Annotated in this window: 21 protein-coding genes; 15 read left to right on the top strand and 6 right to left on the bottom strand. The window is 34.9% G+C overall.

The annotated features are described in order from the left end of the window. Positions 1-2: 2 nt before the first annotated feature. Genes VIX88_RS01040 through VIX88_RS01030 form a run of 3 tightly spaced genes read left to right on the top strand, consistent with a single transcriptional unit; the run spans position 3 to position 2,677 of the window. Positions 3-1,238: a TolC family protein gene (locus tag VIX88_RS01040; RefSeq protein WP_064970975.1), complete on the top strand. Its 1,236-nt coding sequence runs from the start codon at positions 3-5 to the stop codon at positions 1,236-1,238. A 5-nt stretch (positions 1,239-1,243) separates the two neighbouring features. Beyond that, positions 1,244-2,380 carry an efflux RND transporter periplasmic adaptor subunit gene (locus VIX88_RS01035; protein WP_064970974.1) on the top strand — a complete coding sequence of 379 codons (1,137 nt, stop codon included), beginning with the start codon at positions 1,244-1,246 and terminating at the stop codon, positions 2,378-2,380. A 21-nt stretch (positions 2,381-2,401) separates the two neighbouring features. Beyond that, positions 2,402-2,677, top strand: a complete 276-nt coding sequence (locus tag VIX88_RS01030; RefSeq protein WP_264308802.1) for a TSUP family transporter — start codon at positions 2,402-2,404, stop codon at positions 2,675-2,677. A gap of 546 nt (positions 2,678-3,223) precedes the next feature. Here VIX88_RS01030 and VIX88_RS01025 read toward each other — a convergent pair. Further along, positions 3,224-3,922: a LexA family transcriptional regulator gene (locus VIX88_RS01025; protein ID WP_064970972.1), complete on the bottom strand. Its 699-nt coding sequence runs from the start codon at positions 3,920-3,922 to the stop codon at positions 3,224-3,226. A 114-nt stretch (positions 3,923-4,036) separates the two neighbouring features. Between VIX88_RS01025 and VIX88_RS01020 the strand changes: the two genes are divergently transcribed. After that, positions 4,037-4,237, top strand: coding sequence for a hypothetical protein (locus tag VIX88_RS01020; RefSeq protein WP_064970971.1), 201 nt, complete (start codon positions 4,037-4,039; stop codon positions 4,235-4,237). Positions 4,238-4,526: 289 nt separating this feature from the next. On the opposite strand, the gene VIX88_RS01015 is transcribed toward VIX88_RS01020, so the two are convergent. Then, positions 4,527-4,895, bottom strand: coding sequence for a hypothetical protein (locus tag VIX88_RS01015; protein WP_214193956.1), 369 nt, complete (start codon positions 4,893-4,895; stop codon positions 4,527-4,529). 114 nt (positions 4,896-5,009) lie between these two features. Between VIX88_RS01015 and VIX88_RS01010 the strand changes: the two genes are divergently transcribed. From VIX88_RS01010 to VIX88_RS00970, 9 genes are all read left to right on the top strand, one after another. Further along, positions 5,010-5,282: a hypothetical protein gene (locus VIX88_RS01010; RefSeq protein ID WP_064970969.1), complete on the top strand. Its 273-nt coding sequence runs from the start codon at positions 5,010-5,012 to the stop codon at positions 5,280-5,282. A gap of 167 nt (positions 5,283-5,449) precedes the next feature. After that, positions 5,450-7,429: a hypothetical protein gene (locus VIX88_RS01005; protein WP_064970968.1), complete on the top strand. Its 1,980-nt coding sequence runs from the start codon at positions 5,450-5,452 to the stop codon at positions 7,427-7,429. A 10-nt stretch (positions 7,430-7,439) separates the two neighbouring features. Beyond that, positions 7,440-8,087 (top strand): AAA family ATPase, encoded by a 648-nt coding sequence (locus VIX88_RS01000; RefSeq protein ID WP_261390756.1) that lies wholly within the window; start codon positions 7,440-7,442, stop codon positions 8,085-8,087. Further along, positions 8,038-8,298: a hypothetical protein gene (locus VIX88_RS00995; RefSeq protein WP_261390767.1), complete on the top strand. Its 261-nt coding sequence runs from the start codon at positions 8,038-8,040 to the stop codon at positions 8,296-8,298. The genes VIX88_RS01000 and VIX88_RS00995 overlap by 50 nt, the downstream gene beginning before the upstream one ends. After that, complete coding sequence (locus VIX88_RS00990) at positions 8,298-8,942, top strand: AAA family ATPase (protein WP_081276924.1); 645 nt, start codon at positions 8,298-8,300, stop codon at positions 8,940-8,942. Before VIX88_RS00995 ends, VIX88_RS00990 begins: the two co-directional genes overlap by 1 nt. A 7-nt stretch (positions 8,943-8,949) precedes the next feature. Next, positions 8,950-9,261 (top strand): hypothetical protein, encoded by a 312-nt coding sequence (locus VIX88_RS00985; protein ID WP_064970966.1) that lies wholly within the window; start codon positions 8,950-8,952, stop codon positions 9,259-9,261. Then, a complete protein-coding gene (locus tag VIX88_RS00980; RefSeq protein ID WP_255887025.1) occupies positions 9,248-9,379 on the top strand; it encodes a hypothetical protein in 132 nt (43 codons plus the stop codon). The genes VIX88_RS00985 and VIX88_RS00980 overlap by 14 nt, the downstream gene beginning before the upstream one ends. Beyond that, complete coding sequence (locus VIX88_RS00975) at positions 9,364-9,546, top strand: hypothetical protein (RefSeq protein ID WP_064970965.1); 183 nt, start codon at positions 9,364-9,366, stop codon at positions 9,544-9,546. The genes VIX88_RS00980 and VIX88_RS00975 overlap by 16 nt, the downstream gene beginning before the upstream one ends. Beyond that, positions 9,543-9,797 carry a hypothetical protein gene (locus VIX88_RS00970; protein WP_127919817.1) on the top strand — a complete coding sequence of 85 codons (255 nt, stop codon included), beginning with the start codon at positions 9,543-9,545 and terminating at the stop codon, positions 9,795-9,797. The genes VIX88_RS00975 and VIX88_RS00970 overlap by 4 nt, the downstream gene beginning before the upstream one ends. Here VIX88_RS00970 and VIX88_RS00965 read toward each other — a convergent pair. The 4 genes from VIX88_RS00965 to VIX88_RS00950 form a co-directional block, all read right to left on the bottom strand. Then, on the bottom strand, positions 9,794-10,672 hold the full coding sequence (locus VIX88_RS00965) for an IS982-like element ISRa1 family transposase (protein WP_127919811.1): 879 nt from the start codon (positions 10,670-10,672) through the stop codon (positions 9,794-9,796). The two genes, VIX88_RS00970 and VIX88_RS00965, sit on opposite strands and share 4 nt — an antisense overlap. Before the next feature lie 102 nt (positions 10,673-10,774). Then, positions 10,775-12,166, bottom strand: a complete 1,392-nt coding sequence (gene mnmE / locus VIX88_RS00960) for a tRNA uridine-5-carboxymethylaminomethyl(34) synthesis GTPase MnmE (RefSeq protein ID WP_064971173.1) — start codon at positions 12,164-12,166, stop codon at positions 10,775-10,777. A gap of 58 nt (positions 12,167-12,224) precedes the next feature. Then, positions 12,225-12,809: a Crp/Fnr family transcriptional regulator gene (locus VIX88_RS00955; protein WP_004919136.1), complete on the bottom strand. Its 585-nt coding sequence runs from the start codon at positions 12,807-12,809 to the stop codon at positions 12,225-12,227. A 157-nt stretch (positions 12,810-12,966) separates the two neighbouring features. Then, a complete protein-coding gene (locus VIX88_RS00950; RefSeq protein ID WP_004919138.1) occupies positions 12,967-13,113 on the bottom strand; it encodes a hypothetical protein in 147 nt (48 codons plus the stop codon). A gap of 123 nt (positions 13,114-13,236) precedes the next feature. On the opposite strand from VIX88_RS00950, the gene VIX88_RS00945 reads away from it, so the two are divergent. Beyond that, positions 13,237-14,433 (top strand): pyridoxal phosphate-dependent aminotransferase, encoded by a 1,197-nt coding sequence (locus tag VIX88_RS00945; RefSeq protein ID WP_222535117.1) that lies wholly within the window; start codon positions 13,237-13,239, stop codon positions 14,431-14,433. Between the two features lie 124 nt (positions 14,434-14,557). Continuing rightward, entirely contained in the window at positions 14,558-15,190 is a 633-nt protein-coding gene (locus tag VIX88_RS00940; protein WP_153926813.1) for a peroxiredoxin, read from the top strand. The last annotated feature ends 3 nt before the right edge of the window (positions 15,191-15,193 follow it).

Below are 15,193 nucleotides of genomic sequence, written 5' to 3'. Positions count from 1 at the left end.
CAATGAAACTAAATATAAAATTCGTGTTGTTATCTTCTGTGTTTTTTGGTGGTATTGCCAATGCACAGACTAAGATTAGCTTAGACGAGGCTTACCAAAAAGCTTTAGAGCACAACTTGACTCTCAAAAATGCAGAGTTAAGATCAAAATATCAAGAAAAGATAAAGAAGTCTTTTTTAACGATAGACCCTTTGAATGTATCAGGAGAATATGGACAAATCAACTCATCATATAAGGATAATAGATTTTCTGTCTCTCAAGGATTTAGACTTCCTGGGGTTTATCAAAAACAAAAACAACTTCTGCTAGAAGAATGGAAAACTAGCGTAATGCTTTCTTCATTAGAAAAGTGGCAGTTAAAAAGAGAAATAAGCCTAATCTATAACCAGTTGTGCTATTTAGACGAAAAAGAAGCTCTACTGAAAAAGATAGAACAGATTTATCAGCAGTATTTTAGCAGAGCTAATCTAAGGTTACAGAAAGGAGAATCTAACATTTTAGAAAAAACCACAGCGGAAAACTTTAAGGCACAAGCAGAAATACAAGTAAACAACATAAAAAGAGATAGAGAAATAACTCAAAAACAGCTAAGTTTTTTAATCAATGATGGGCAAGTATATACTAATGATTCTCAAGCTCTGTCTATGATGAGTATTGCCAACTTATCAGAAGAATCCCAATTACAAAACAATAGAGTTTTGGAAATTATGAACCAACAAAAAAATGTGGAAATGGCTAGACTTGCTACGGAGAAGTCTAAACTCCTTCCCTCTTTCAATATTGGTTACAATACTATGACTATGTATGGTATGGGTGCTGATAACTTGCTTTATGACCACTCCACTCGCTTCCACTCGGTGGTAGTTGGGGTGTCTATTCCTATTTTTAATTCGGCTCAAAAATCTATTATTTCTGGACAAAAAATCAATCAGGAAATAGCAGAAAACCAATGGAAACTAGGTCTTAACAATCTAAAAAGACAATATGTAGAGCTAAGTAATGCTTACAATAAGTTAAAAGACGAAATTAACTACTACCAATCTAAAGGTTTAGAAAACTCTGAAACCATTATTAAAACAGCTAATCGCCAATTATATGAAGGGCAGATTAACTACCTAGAGTGGAGCTTGTTAATGAACCAAGCATTAGATATACAAAATATGTATATAGATAAGTTAAAGGAAATTAATGATAGAGCTATAGAAATCAATGCCTTATTAGATAACTCTCAATATTAAATCTAATGAAAAAAATTATAATAATACTTAGCATAGGGAGCATTGTTTTATCTTGCTCTAAAAAAGAAAACACTACGGAAGAACCTGCATTTGAAGTTTCTGCCAATCAGAACGAAATTACCCTTACCGATGCTCAAATGAAAAGCGTTGGGATACAAACCACTTTATTATCAGAACAGGAAATTTCTTCTAAAATTACCCTTAATGGTAATATAGATGTTCCGCCACAAGGTATGGCTAGCGTATCTTCACCTAGTGGAGGTTATGTAAAGTCTGCGAAGTTTATGCCTGGAAATTTTGTAAATAAAGGAGATGTTTTGGCGATATTAGAAGACCCTAATTTAGTTCAGCTTCAGCAGGATTATTTATTGGCAAAGTCTAATTTTGGGTATGCAGAGAAAGACTATCAGCGTCAAAAAGACCTTAACCAAAGCCAAGCAAGTAGTGATAAGGCGATGCAAATGGCTCACACAGAAGCTAAAAACCAAAATATTTCTATCAACGCTTTAGCGGAAAGACTTAGAATTTTAGGAGTAAACCCTGATAAAATCACACCTCAATCTATCCAAAGAAGTGTGGCATTAAGAGCCCCAATATCAGGATACATCACAAGGGTAAATGTAAATATAGGACAATATGTTTCTCCTGTAGATAAGCTATTTGAAATAGTAAACACTCAGGATACTCACCTGATATTAAAGGCTTTTGAGAAGGATTTATCGCACCTTAAAATAGGTCAGAAAGTATATGCATATGCCAATCAAAACCCAGATAAAAAATACACTGCCTCTATCATTTTAATTGGTAAAAATTTTGATTCAGATAGAAGTGTTCCTGTACACTGCCATTTTGTTGGTGGACAGCCAGATTTGGTTCCAGGTTCTTTCATGAATGCTGATGTAGAAGCTAATGCTCAAAACAGTTTGTCTGTGCCAGATGATGCCGTTCTTACTTGGGAAGGTAAGCAGTATATCTTTGAAGAAATAAAGCCGAAGACATTTAGAATGGTACCTGTTACTATAGGAAATTCAGAAAATGGTTATACCGAAATTTCAGGAGATTTAACCAAACTTATGAATAAAAAATTTGTTACTAAAGGAGCTTATAACCTCCTTATGGGACTTAAAAATGTAGAAGAATAAAAAAGAATAGTAGGAAAATAAATGTTACTAAAAATTTCATTACTGTTTATAGGAACTATATTAGCATTTTGGGTTAGTGCGATTTGTGGTGGCGGAGCTAGCCTTATACTTATCCCGATACTCAATTTGCTATTACCTTCATCTGTAGTTCCTTTTTCATTAACGATAGGAACTTTTACCAACTCTGCTTCTAGGATTGTGGTATTCAAAAAACATATTAGTTGGAAAATATTTTTTTGGTTTGTGCCCTTTTCTATTCCTTATCCCCCTTATAACAAAATATCTAAATTAGAATAGAATAAAAAAGCCCGAAAAAGCCCGAAAATAAAGGCGTTTTAGCGAAAAAAGCCCCAAAAAAGCAAACTAAACGAAATATACATTTAATTGAGAATAATTGAGTTTTAATTGAGTTTTTGAAACCCTGAAAAATGCAACTAAAATGAATTATTTTAGGATTATATAAGATACACCTACAAAACCCAAAAAATACCGTAAAAACGCCCCTTTTGGGGCTTTTTTTATACCTAAAAAGGAACCCCAATAACAACAATACCCCAATGCCAGACCACCGCTGCCCTAACCCAACCCAAAAACCGCATTTTTATATTTAGGGGGACACTTAGGGGGATACTTAGGGGGACAAAAAGCGTATTTTTTTAACCTTTTAAATGGGGTGTAATTACATTAAACACGAATTAAACACGCAAAAAATAGGGTTTAAAGGGGGTGTAACTACATATAAACAATATTGCTTATTATTTATATTATTGATATTCAGCATTTTAATGTTTTAAAGATGTAAAAAACAGTAATAGAAGGATATTTTGTAGTATTTTTTTACTATTATCCTACAAATACAGGGTCTGAACTGTACTCTTTTACCACTCTACCCAATACCAAGAAAATTCTTCTAATGTTTTCTTTTCTTATTTTAAATGGCTCGTGGACTAGTTGTCCGTCGGGATAAGTTTCTGTATTGGTACTATACGCCATAATGCACTCATCATCTGTTTTACAGGTTTGCATTCGCTTTGTTACTCTTATTTCGTCAGTTTCTATAACATAATTTCTACCCCAAACAATGCTATTAGTGTCATAGATACGCTTTAAGGCTAGTATGCACCCGTTCGGATATTCTATCATACTGGTACCATAGTGTCTAATTGCAGCAGTAGCACTCGGGAACCAATCTCCTGCGTCTATATAGTCTGTAGCTACGGATACTGCGTTGTAGGTATCTGCGACTAAATCCGTCCCTCCAATAGTAGCCACATCATCATAGAAAGGTATTAGGTTTCTAGATTTTTCTATATCTCCATTTTGCTCCCTTTTAAACATTTCGCCCCTACCTGTAAGGAGCCACTCGTAACTTATTTCGAATACGTTTACTATCTTCTCTAAAAAATTAAATTTAGGCTCTGTTCCAGCTATATAATTACGAACATTGGCTTCATTTACTCCTAATTTTTTAGCGAAATCACTATTGTTTCCATTAGAAAAGTGAACAACAAGCTCTTTTATTCTAAAATTAATATCACTCATAATCAGTATTTTAAAATATTTATCGAAAAATATTTCGAATTATATTTTGTAATATCGAAATAAGTTTCGAATTTTGTCCTGTTAAATAATACAAACAAAACCACCGACAAAAGTATGAATAAAAAACATAAGTACAATCAACGCATTATAGCAGAGCTATGCGAAAAGTATAATGTAGAGGCGGACACCGTGAGAAAAAGTCTTCGTGGAGACAGACATAGTGAAACCGCCGAAAATATAAAAAAGGATTATCACAAAGCACTAAATGCTTTAAACAAAGTGACCGATGAAGTATTGAAAGAAATAATAAAATAATAAGATATGATAACAATTACTTACCACCACCCTTTAGTAGAGAGGTATTGCATAAAAAAATATTGGTTCACTCTTTTTGGAAAAAAGCTCTTTGTTCTAAGAGAGCGAATTGCCACAAGAGAAGAAGCACTTAGGTCTTTAAACTATTTTTAAAACTACTTTAAAATGAAAGGTTACAAATTTCTCATATCATTTGATATACAGACACAAGAGGGCGAGAGTGTTTTCAGAGAAAATCTTGTAAACACTTGCTACTACGATGAGATAACCGATGTGGAGCTACGGGCTTTTAACTATCAAAAAACATTAGATATTGTTTCAAGATTGGTTGCTCATCTGGTAATAGTGGGGTTTGAAGGGGTGCGTCAGCATCAAGTAAATCGGGGCTTTTATCAACGGGTACAGCCCTATAATTACGAGCTATATTTTCCAATAGAATCCCCTGCACCTTTGCATTATCACTCCAGTATAAGGGTAAATAATAGCATTCCTTTCGGTAGGTTGCCAATACCTCCAAACAAGCCAAATCTGAAAGAGGAATACCAATAGAGGCTAATTGATTGTAAAATTCTGAATTAGCATCTAAAAAACGATTTTTTGATTCTTCAGTAAAAAACAAATGATACCACTCATAGAACTGAGATTTAAGAATATGCATATCACGAAAATTTAAAGTTTAGCGACACAAATTTAGTGATTTATCCCGACAGGCAGGCACTGGGGTTCAAGCCCCCAGCGGGAACAAAAAAAAACAGAACTTATGTATTTAAAAATGGAGGTAACACCCGATATGAAAATTCCGGCTCATGTATATAATGAAGCTGCCGAATTATTTCTAAATCATTTAAGAAAATATTCCGAAGAGCAACTACGGAAAGATGGAAGCTCTTTATTGACTTCTCAATATCCAAAGAAAATAGAAATATGCTATATGCGTCAGATAAATCCTCTAGGTGAAAGTTGCCCTGCAGTTTATAAAAACGCAAAAGGCATTCGTAATGTTCTTTTAACGCCTGAACTTCGGAAGCGGAACACTCAATTCTAAAAGAAATGGAAAGAAGGCAATTTTTAACATCTGCCCTAATATTCTTTTTTAACATATCACTATAATTTTTTGATTAGACACCACAAATTTAGTGATTTATCCCGAGCTAGTAAGACTAGTTAAGCGGAGCGAAACCGCCTCGGGAGCTAAGTGATAAAATAATTAAAATGAGCAAGACATACGAATATTACAAAAATATCCTAAGCATACCAGCCAGCCTGTTGTATGAGGATTGGGGTGTAATGTCGTATGATGTATATAAGAAAAAATGCCAAAAAAAGGTATTAGTAAGGAGTAGAGATGGAAAAGGAGAAGGTAACTACGCTCTATTAAGTTACCATGACTTGCCAGAAGAAATAAAAACGATGTGCAAAGAAAAATTAGGGGATTACAACAAGGTAGTACAAAGAAATGATTTAGAGCCTTACATTGTCCCCGATGCAGCCGCTATTCGTTTTTTCTCTAAACATAGAAACCCCGACGGGCGAAAACTATCGGATAAAAAGCAAATAGAAAGAGCCACTAATTGCTGTATACTCAATGCTATAACAGCTATTTTGGAGCAAAAAAATTATGCAGTAAAGAACAATAAGCAAAAGACCAAAATATGGGACAATGTATCCGATGCGGTAAATAGCTTAGATACAGAGAAATGGAAGCATAATTTGCCTACCACAACCAAGAACCTAAAAATCCGATACAAACGCTATATCAAAGAGGGCTTTTCGTCTTTCATACATAAAGGAGAGGGCAACCAAAACACCGCAATTATAAAAGGCGATATTGCCGATTGGATTTTAGCGGTTTACGCTTTACCTATAAAATACACCATTCCCGAACTCATTGCCAAATACAACGAAATTAGAGAGGAAAACGGCTGGGGTACTATTTCAGAATCTGCAGTTAATCGTTTTCTGAATAAGCAAGAAAATGTCCGTATTTGGACTATCGGACGAAACGGCAAAGAAGCCTACGACCGCAAGTTTAAACATACATTGAAAAGAGATAAACGCCGTTGGTTTCCGAATTGCTACTGGGCAATTGACGGGACTAAGCTGGACTTACTCTATCTAAATACCGAGACCAACAAGCTGGAGGCTTACAAGCGTGTGAATATTCTGTTTGATGTGTACTCAGAAAAGATTATCGGCTGGAGCTTCTCTGAAACTGAAAGCATGACCGACCACTTTAAGGCGGTAAAAATGGCGGTACAAACGGCGGGCGTAAGACCTTACCTATTCACTTACGACCAGCAAGCGGGGCATAAGTCGCAAAAGATGCAAGAGATTTATTCGGAGTTAGTGGCGAAAGATGGAGGAACTCACTATCCACACCAAGCAAGACGACACAGCTCGCCTGCTGAGGGAATTATCCGAAGACTACAACAGCAATGCGTTACAAAACTCTACAATAGCGACGGTTTGGGCGTGAAAACCAAAAGCGACCAAAGCCGAATGAACGCCGATTTCATCACGGCAAACATAGATAAAATGCCGACTAAGGAGCAAGTGGAGGCACAATGGAAATTCATAGTAAAACAATGGAACAATAGCGAACACTTCGACAAAAAAGATAAAACACGAAATGAGGTATTTGCAGAGGAAATGCTCGTAAGTGAGCCATTAGATTTAATGGAGATTATGAGAATGATGTGGGTGGAAGAAAAGAAAAAACTAATCACTTATAGAGCTCACGGGATAGAGGTGGTCGTGGATAAAAAAGCATATACATACGAGGTGTATGACCACAACGGCGATATAGACCTTGAATTTAGAAGAAAGTATGTCGGCGATAAATTCATCGTTCGTTATGACCCTGATGCTATGGACGCACACATTCAACTAATCAAAGTGAACCAAAACGGGGAAAAATATTTTGTGGCATACGCGGAACCAAAACGAAGTTTTGAGGTTGTACCAAAACTAATGCCCGACGGCGAAAAAGAACAAGCCCAAAAGGATATGCGAGTGGCAGAGCTGGAGTATCAAAGAGATTTACAACTACTCCGTGATTTAGAAAAGAAAACGGGTATTAGCACCGAACGCCTTATCGCCGAGCAAGAAATGGCGATAAAAACACAAAATGTGAATAGCAAAAAACTAAACATAAAAGCAGACCGTGGCGAAAGCCTTCTGCATCAACTTTAAACAAGACGATATGATAACAGAAGCACAAAAAACAACGATTGCAACGGAGCTATTTAGACTGGCAGGAAACGGTAAGAGAAAGACCGAACAATTCAAATTCTCCCAAGTAGAGCTAGCTGTGAAACTAGGTGTTTCTAACGGAACCGTGAGCAATATGATTGCAGGCAAATGGCAGAACATCGCCGATAGTATGTGGCGAAAAGTGCAGGCGACTTTGAAGATTGACCTCAATTGGAAAACGGCTGAAACTTCTAATTTCAGATTGCTTACGGAACTTTTACGAAAAGCTCAAGAAACGCAACTAACAGCCGCTATAAGTTACGACGCTGGTATTGGAAAAAGTGAAGCATACAAAGCGTATGAACGCAACAACGACAATGTAATTTATGTCGAATGTAAAAACTACTGGCAAACAAAGTCTTATATAAAAGCCCTTTTGAATGCCTGCGGTATCAAAGCGGAAGGGACGAAAGAAGAAATGATAGAGGCGTTTATTTCCCATGTGATGACTTTAGAAAACCCACTCATAATAATAGACCAAATGGATAAACTAAAAGAGGGAGCGTTTGACCTCTTTATGGATTTATACAACGACTTATTTCGTTGTTGTGGGTGTTCCTGCCTTAGAGAAAAGGATTATCAGAGGGGCGAAAATTGACAAAATAGGCTACAAAGAGGTACTCTCTCGCCTTGGAGGTACTTTTATCAAACTGAACCCAACGAGCCTTGAAGATGTAATAACAGTATGTGAGGCTAATGGGTTAAACGATAGAGAGGAAGCCGAAATGATATATCATTTATCAAACGGCGATTTGAGAATAGTAAAACAAAAGGTGAAAAAACACTTATTACTTAATCAAGCAGCATAATGAACGAAGAAAACAAAATAAAAGTACCGCCTGCTTTTTCTTATAAAGATATAGCCAAACGCAAATTTAACACGATGAAATTCGAGGGCGATTGGCTAGAATTAATAGGCGAACCCGAAGTTTTGGGGTGTTGGATTATTTGGGGGCTTTCGGGCAACGGAAAAACACGCTTTGCCCTGCAGTTAGCCAAATATCTGACAAAATTTCAAAAAGTATTTTACAATACCTTAGAGGAGGGAATGAAACTCTCTTTTAGAAAGGCTTTAGAGGCAAATAATATGCAATCCGTGGGGAGTAGGTTTAGTTTTTACTCCGATGATTTGGAGCAATTAAAAGCAAGACTTAGAAAAGAGAGAAGTCCGAATATCATCTTTATAGACAGTTTGCAATATCTCTCTGCCAATAGAGAGGATTTAAAAGCCCTTTTAAATGAGTTTAAAAACAAGCTATTTATCTTCATCAGCCACGCCCAAGGTTCACAGCCAAAAGGCGAAGTAGCAGATGAAATACGCTATCATTCGGATGTAAAAATACGAGTGCATAAGTTTCTCGCCTCCCCAGCAGAAACCACCCGATACGGTGGAAACAAGCCAATGATTATTTGGGAAGAAGGTTATCGAAAAGAAAATGTAATACTAAACTAAACACAAAATGAAAGCATATAACACTTATATCCACATCCTAAGCCTAGATAGTATTTTTAGGCTACTAACATGGCAAGAGAGACTTCTGCTACATCACGGCATATCCAAAAGAAAGGAAATGAAATTCACTCTGAAATTGCAGGTCATAAGTGATTGGATAGCCCACGCTAAATGGGAAGCTCCAATAATGAAATACGGACAAGACCGCCTCCTTCATTTTGAAAACAAAAAAGGAAATTGGCAATTGATAGACGCATATATCATTCAGCACAGCTACATACCAGACCAAATAAACGATTTACTAGATGAAGACCTTTAATAATTTCCAATTTGAGTTTAGGAAATATCAGCAGAAGCAAGACGCTAAAATGGCTTTAAGAAAAGCCAAAGAGTTAGAAGAACAACGCAAAAAACAGAACAAATGCAAGAAAGTATAGGAAATGAATTTTTTCCTCCAACGGAGGAGGAACTCAACGAAATCATCGCCGAGCTGAAGAGAAGACTCGAAGATGAAAGTTATGAGGAGGAGTGGGTTAAAATCCACGAGGAACTCCTTTTTAGACAAAGGCAACTAAAAGAAACAATAAAAAATAACGAGATATGAAAGAAAAATTTGCAATTCTACACGATACTGAAAAGCACGGACAAATCCTCATAACAAAGGAATATGATTTAGAAGATAAATTCTATAAGATAACCTATCAATTTGAATTAGAAGGGGTCATGCCAGTATTTAGTCTTAATATAAAATCAAGAAAAAAAGCTAATAAGGTATTCAAAGAATTAGAAAATAAGGAAACTGCTATAAGTGAAATAGATAAAATAATAATAGCAATAACTCGTTGTGCATTTTAAATAATACTGATTTTTAGATGATTTAATTTTCTTTGGAAGATAAATTTATTGATATATTGAATAACCGTTGCGGCGGTTATTTTACTGATTATCCTTGTTTTAAAGCCTTCAAAAGTTTTAGCATAGTTTCTTTTAATCATAAATTGGTCGCAAAGTTGAGAGAAAAATGTCTCAATTCGTTTTCGCTTTTTCTTGTACAATGAAAATTGAGGAATATAATCTTTCTGATTACTTCTCATTGGTGTATCTAATTTAATATTAGCATAGTTAAATAAATCTATTTGAACTTTTGCTGATAAATAGCCTCTATCTCCAATTAAAGTACAGTTTCGCATTTGCTCACCACTATCTTTTAAATAGTGGATGTCGTGAACGGATGCAGGGCTTATATCAAAATTCTTAATCACACCATTTAAAGAACATACTGCGTGTAGTTTATAGCCATAGAAATATAATTTCTGTGAAGCACAATAACCATATGTTGGTGAAGAATAGGATTGCTCTTTACAAATTTTTGAACGAGTAGAACGAGCGTTTTCACAAACTTTCATTGGCATGCTATCAACGATAAAAATATCTTCAAACTCATTGAACTCCATCGAAATACGCTGTCTAATTTGCTCTGTTTGTAGGGATAGTCTTCGTTTTCGCTTATTGTAAACACTTCTTTCAATTTTGTTTATCAGAGAGTTTGGCAATTTTCTAAATAACTGTAATTCGCTATCAATACTCAAGTATTCAGCAGTAATATTAAGACTTATGACTTCTAAATCGCTCATTTTAGGTGTTCTTCTCTGATAACTAATCAGTTGATTTTCTGAAAAAAGTCCTAAAACTTCCAAAATTCTTTCATATATTTGCTCTATGTTGTTCATTTATATCGTTTTATAGCAAAAACAATATACTGATTTTCAGTCTAATAAACAACTCTTGTTTTTTTCATTTCATAATGCACAACGGGTTAAGTTTTATAAATTTTACTTTCCAATACAGAATTTTCCAAAGATATTGCCTAGCACTTCGTCATTGGTAAACTCCCCTGAAATTTCACCTAGATGCTCCATGGCAGCACGAAGTTCGTAGGCTAAAAGTTCGGTAGAGATTCTATTTGTTATGGCTTCTTCCACTTTTTGTACTGAAAGAAGCGATTTTTGTACTGCTTCTTGATGACGCTGATTGGTAATAATGGTACTTTCAGAGGTTTTTAATTCCTCTATATAAGCTACCAGTTCGTTTTTTAAAATTTCTATATTCTTACCTTCCTTAGCCGAAATACCCAAAATGGTTTGAGTAAAATCAGGAACGAGAACCTCTTTTAACTGTTTCCAAAAATCATCAGTCTTAGTTTCACTACTAGAATCTATTTTGTTTTGGAGTAAAATAACCTTAAGGTCAGGGCGCCCTAAAGAGGTAATGAAATTTATAATTTCGTTAGGAGTACTATCTTTTATATCAAATAAATACAATAGAATATCTGCTGTATTTATTTTTTCTTTAGCCTTTTCTACACCTATGCTCTCTACTCTATCGGCGGTATCTCTAATTCCCGCGGTATCTATAAATCTAAAAGCGTGTCCACCAATATGTAGTACCTCTTCTATGGTATCTCTGGTAGTTCCTGCAATATCAGATACTATAGCTCTTTCCTCTTTAAGTAAAGCATTTAACAAGGTAGATTTTCCAGCATTGGGCTTACCAATGATAGCTACTTGAACTCCATTTTTAACGGCATTTCCGTATTGGAAACTTTCTAATAAACCACCAAGTTTAGACTTTAATTTTTGTAATAATTGAGTCAATTCAGTTCGGTCAGCAAATTCTACATCTTCTTCAGCAAAGTCAAGTTCAAGTTCTATGAGAGAAGTAAAATTAAGTAAATCGTTTCGTAAAATAGAAATCTCATTAGATATACCGCCTTTGAGTTGGTTTAGGGCTACTTTTCTTGCTGCTTCACTTTCAGAAGCTATAAGGTCTGCTATAGATTCCGCCTGAGAAAGGTCTATTCTACCATTCATAAAGGCTCTCATACTAAACTCTCCAGCCTTAGCCATTCTGCAACCGTTGGCTATCAATAAATCTAAAATTCTTTTACCAATGAAAGGCGACCCATGAAACGAAATCTCTACGGAATCTTCTGTAGTAAAGCTTTTTGGGGCTTTAAAAATACTTATCATGATTTCATCTATCACTTCCTCGCCTTGGACGATAAATCCGTAATGAAGCGTGTGAGAGTCAACTTTAGTTAAATCTTTCCCTTTGAAAATAGTATTTGTAATGTTAATAGAGTCATCTCCCGAAACTCTAATAATGCCTATGGCTCCTACTCCATTGGCTGTAGCTAATGCACAAATGGTATCTTGCTGATTCATTCCGCAAATATAAGACTTAGAAAAATAATTTGGTTTTCTAAAGAAAGTTATCTTTAGATTAAAGTTTCCCTTTTTCTGCAATATTCTTTCTAACTCTGCTTAAACTTTCTGGGGTAATCCCTAAATAGGAAGCCACCATCCATTGTGGTACTCGTTGCAAAATATCGGGATACATTTTTATGAAATCTAAGTATCTTTCTTCGGCTGTTGCACCCAATAAGGAATTAACTCTGTTTTGTAAATTTCTGATGTGTTTTTGTAACAACATCTCTTGTGATGCTGCTGTTTGTGGAAACTTTTCTATTATTTGAGCAAAAAATGAAGGTTTTAGTAATAAGACTTGACTATCTTCCACTGCTTCTATATAGAATTTAGATTTTTCATCAAAGAATAAACTATTTCTGTCTGAAAGCAACCATTTTTCTGGAGCAAACTGAATGATGTGTTCTTTACCTTGGGTGTCTATAGAATACATTCTTAAAAGTCCGTTTTCTACAAAAACAGCCCATTTAGCCACCTCTCCTTCTCCTAATAAAAAGGTGTTTTTTTTAACATTTTTTATTTCGTATTCATCCTTACAAAAATCAAGACAAGTATCTGGTAAGTCTAAAATTTCTGACAAATGGTTTTCAAAGTTTATCATATTTGATATTTACAATAACGGGTAGTTAAATAATTTCAAACTTTAAAACTATTCAACGGCTTTTTTGTTTCATTATACTTTTTTATAGCTTAGGTTTATTTCAAAATTCACAGCTGTTTTGCAGTATAACTTAGTTTAAAGAAATTTTATACAGAGTTTAATTATTCACACATCCCTTTAAAGCATCTGCACCGAAATAAAATACAGCTAACCAAACCAACCCTTTTGCGGTAAAGAAGATTAGTCCTCCCCAACCTACTCGTTTAAGCCATTTTTTAAATTTAGAATCAGAAGTGTTATTCATTGCGATGATATTTTTAGCAAAAATAATTATTTATTTTGATTTAACTTAGCTTTACATTTAAGCCATAAATATGGTGAAATGTTTAATCAAAATCCGTAATTTTGTTGCTAATAAAAATATACTATGAGCAAATTATCTAAACGCGTTGAGAGACTGAGCTATTCCCAAACCTTTGTAATGTCTAATAAAGCCCGTGCTATGAAAGCGGAAGGTATAGATGTTATTAGTATGACTTTTGGGGAACCCGATTTTGATGTTCCTGAAAAAATAAAATTAGCTGCTAAAAAAGCTATTGATGATAATTATAGTCATTACTCTCCTATAACAGGATTTCCTGAACTTAGACAAGCTATTTGTAATAAGTTAAAAAGAGATAATAATTTGGAGTACTCTCCTAGTCAAATTTGTGTTTCTACGGGAGCTAAACAGTCCATTTCTAATGTATTAGCCGCTCTTATAGACGACGAAGATGAAGTCATTTTGCCTTCGCCATATTGGGTAAGCTACGACGAAATGGTAAGAATGATGGGTGGGAATTCCGTTTTTATAGAAACTTCTATAGAAACTGATTTTAAGGTAACTCCTAAACAAATAGAAGCTGCCATTACTCCAAAGACTAAAGCGATTTTATTTAGTTCGCCTTGTAATCCTTCTGGAAGTTTTTATACCTATGAAGAATTGGAAGCTATTGCTAATACTTTAGCTAAGTATCCAGAGATTGTGATAATTTCCGACGAAATTTATGAGTTTTTAAATTACGAAGGTAAACATACTTCTATAGCCCAGTTTCCACAAGTGTTTAATCAGACGGTAGTCATCAATGGTGTTTCTAAGGCTTATGCTATGACGGGCTGGAGAATAGGCTACTCTGCTGCTCCACAGTGGTTGGCATCTGCTTGCGATAAAATACAAGGGCAAGTAACTTCTGGGGCTAATACCATTGCACAAATTGCTTCTATTACGGCATTAGAAATGCAGCCATTAGAACTACAACCTATGATAGATAAGTTTAAAGAAAGAAGAAACCTAGCTCATCAACTTATATCCGAAATACCAGGTTTTAAATGTAATCTGCCTAAAGGTGCATTCTATCTTTTCCCTGATGTTTCTTACTATTTTGGAAAAACCTTGGGGGATACTACCATCAATAACTCTGATGATTTTGCGATGTTCCTTTTAGAAAAAGCTCATGTGGCTACTGTTGGAGGTGTATCATTTGGAGATACCAACTGTATTCGCTTATCTTACGCCACTTCCGATGAACAGATAATAGAAGCAATGAAGCGTATCAAAGAAACTTTAGCTAAATATAATGTTTAACTCATAAATTCTTTTTGATTGATAGATATTAACTATCAATAATAATGTAATTCATTAACTGAATCTTTTTATATCTGTAAAATTTGTAAAAGAAAAATTTAAATAACTCAAAAAATATAAAAATATGTCATTAGTGGGAAGACCTTTCCCAAACATTACAGTAGATGCAATGTCTGAAATGGGAGATAATCTAAGAATTAACATTCTAGAAGAAGCAACAAAAAATCAACAAAAAGTATTATTATTTTGGTATCCAAAAGATTTTACTTTTGTTTGTCCAACAGAATTACACGCTTTTCAAGAAGCTCTAGGTGAGTTTGAAAAGAGAAATACTAAAGTAATTGGTGCTTCTTGTGATACTAACGAAGTACACTTTGCTTGGTTAAACACACCTAAAGATAATGGTGGTATTGAGGGCGTTACTTACCCAATCTTAGCAGATACTCACAGACAACTAGCTAATGCTTTAGGAATTGTAGAGCAAGATTTTGATTATGATGAAGAAGGAAATGAAATTCTTTCAGGTTCAAATGTAACTTACAGAGCTACTTATTTGATAGATGAAACAGGAAAAATTTTCCACGAAGCAGTAAACGACATGCCTCTAGGTAGAAATGTAAAAGAGTTTTTAAGACTTATAGATGCCTATACTCACGTACAGAAGCACGGTGAAGTTTGCCCTGCTAACTGGGAAGAAGGTAAAGAGGCTATGCATGCTGATAGAAAATCAACCGCAGAATATTTAGCAAAACACTAAAAA

Source organism: Riemerella anatipestifer, assembly GCF_035666175.1.
Classification (GTDB): domain Bacteria; phylum Bacteroidota; class Bacteroidia; order Flavobacteriales; family Weeksellaceae; genus Riemerella; species Riemerella anatipestifer_D.
Note: the sequence above shows the minus strand (reverse complement) of the source record. Positions and strands in the feature narration are given on the sequence as shown.

Excerpts from the sequence above, each read along its gene's own strand:
- VIX88_RS01000 (WP_261390756.1), top strand. The coding sequence starts at position 7,440 with ATGATAACAGAAGCACAAAAAACAACGATTGCAACGGAGCTATTTAGA.
- VIX88_RS01035 (WP_064970974.1), top strand. The coding sequence starts at position 1,244 with ATGAAAAAAATTATAATAATACTTAGCATAGGGAGCATTGTTTTATCT.
- VIX88_RS01010 (WP_064970969.1), top strand. The coding sequence starts at position 5,010 with ATGGAGGTAACACCCGATATGAAAATTCCGGCTCATGTATATAATGAA.
- VIX88_RS00970 (WP_127919817.1), top strand. The coding sequence starts at position 9,543 with ATGAAAGAAAAATTTGCAATTCTACACGATACTGAAAAGCACGGACAA.
- VIX88_RS01030 (WP_264308802.1), top strand. The coding sequence starts at position 2,402 with ATGTTACTAAAAATTTCATTACTGTTTATAGGAACTATATTAGCATTT.
- VIX88_RS00990 (WP_081276924.1), top strand. The coding sequence starts at position 8,298 with ATGAACGAAGAAAACAAAATAAAAGTACCGCCTGCTTTTTCTTATAAA.
- VIX88_RS00945 (WP_222535117.1), top strand. The coding sequence starts at position 13,237 with ATGAGCAAATTATCTAAACGCGTTGAGAGACTGAGCTATTCCCAAACC.
- VIX88_RS00965 (WP_127919811.1), bottom strand. The coding sequence starts at position 10,672 with ATGAACAACATAGAGCAAATATATGAAAGAATTTTGGAAGTTTTAGGA.
- VIX88_RS00940 (WP_153926813.1), top strand. The coding sequence starts at position 14,558 with ATGTCATTAGTGGGAAGACCTTTCCCAAACATTACAGTAGATGCAATG.
- VIX88_RS00980 (WP_255887025.1), top strand. The coding sequence starts at position 9,248 with ATGAAGACCTTTAATAATTTCCAATTTGAGTTTAGGAAATATCAGCAG.
- mnmE (WP_064971173.1), bottom strand. The coding sequence starts at position 12,166 with ATGAATCAGCAAGATACCATTTGTGCATTAGCTACAGCCAATGGAGTA.
- VIX88_RS00950 (WP_004919138.1), bottom strand. The coding sequence starts at position 13,113 with ATGAATAACACTTCTGATTCTAAATTTAAAAAATGGCTTAAACGAGTA.
- VIX88_RS00985 (WP_064970966.1), top strand. The coding sequence starts at position 8,950 with ATGAAAGCATATAACACTTATATCCACATCCTAAGCCTAGATAGTATT.
- VIX88_RS00975 (WP_064970965.1), top strand. The coding sequence starts at position 9,364 with ATGCAAGAAAGTATAGGAAATGAATTTTTTCCTCCAACGGAGGAGGAA.
- VIX88_RS01005 (WP_064970968.1), top strand. The coding sequence starts at position 5,450 with ATGAGCAAGACATACGAATATTACAAAAATATCCTAAGCATACCAGCC.
- VIX88_RS01025 (WP_064970972.1), bottom strand. The coding sequence starts at position 3,922 with ATGAGTGATATTAATTTTAGAATAAAAGAGCTTGTTGTTCACTTTTCT.
- VIX88_RS01015 (WP_214193956.1), bottom strand. The coding sequence starts at position 4,895 with ATGCATATTCTTAAATCTCAGTTCTATGAGTGGTATCATTTGTTTTTT.
- VIX88_RS01020 (WP_064970971.1), top strand. The coding sequence starts at position 4,037 with ATGAATAAAAAACATAAGTACAATCAACGCATTATAGCAGAGCTATGC.
- VIX88_RS00955 (WP_004919136.1), bottom strand. The coding sequence starts at position 12,809 with ATGATAAACTTTGAAAACCATTTGTCAGAAATTTTAGACTTACCAGAT.
- VIX88_RS01040 (WP_064970975.1), top strand. The coding sequence starts at position 3 with ATGAAACTAAATATAAAATTCGTGTTGTTATCTTCTGTGTTTTTTGGT.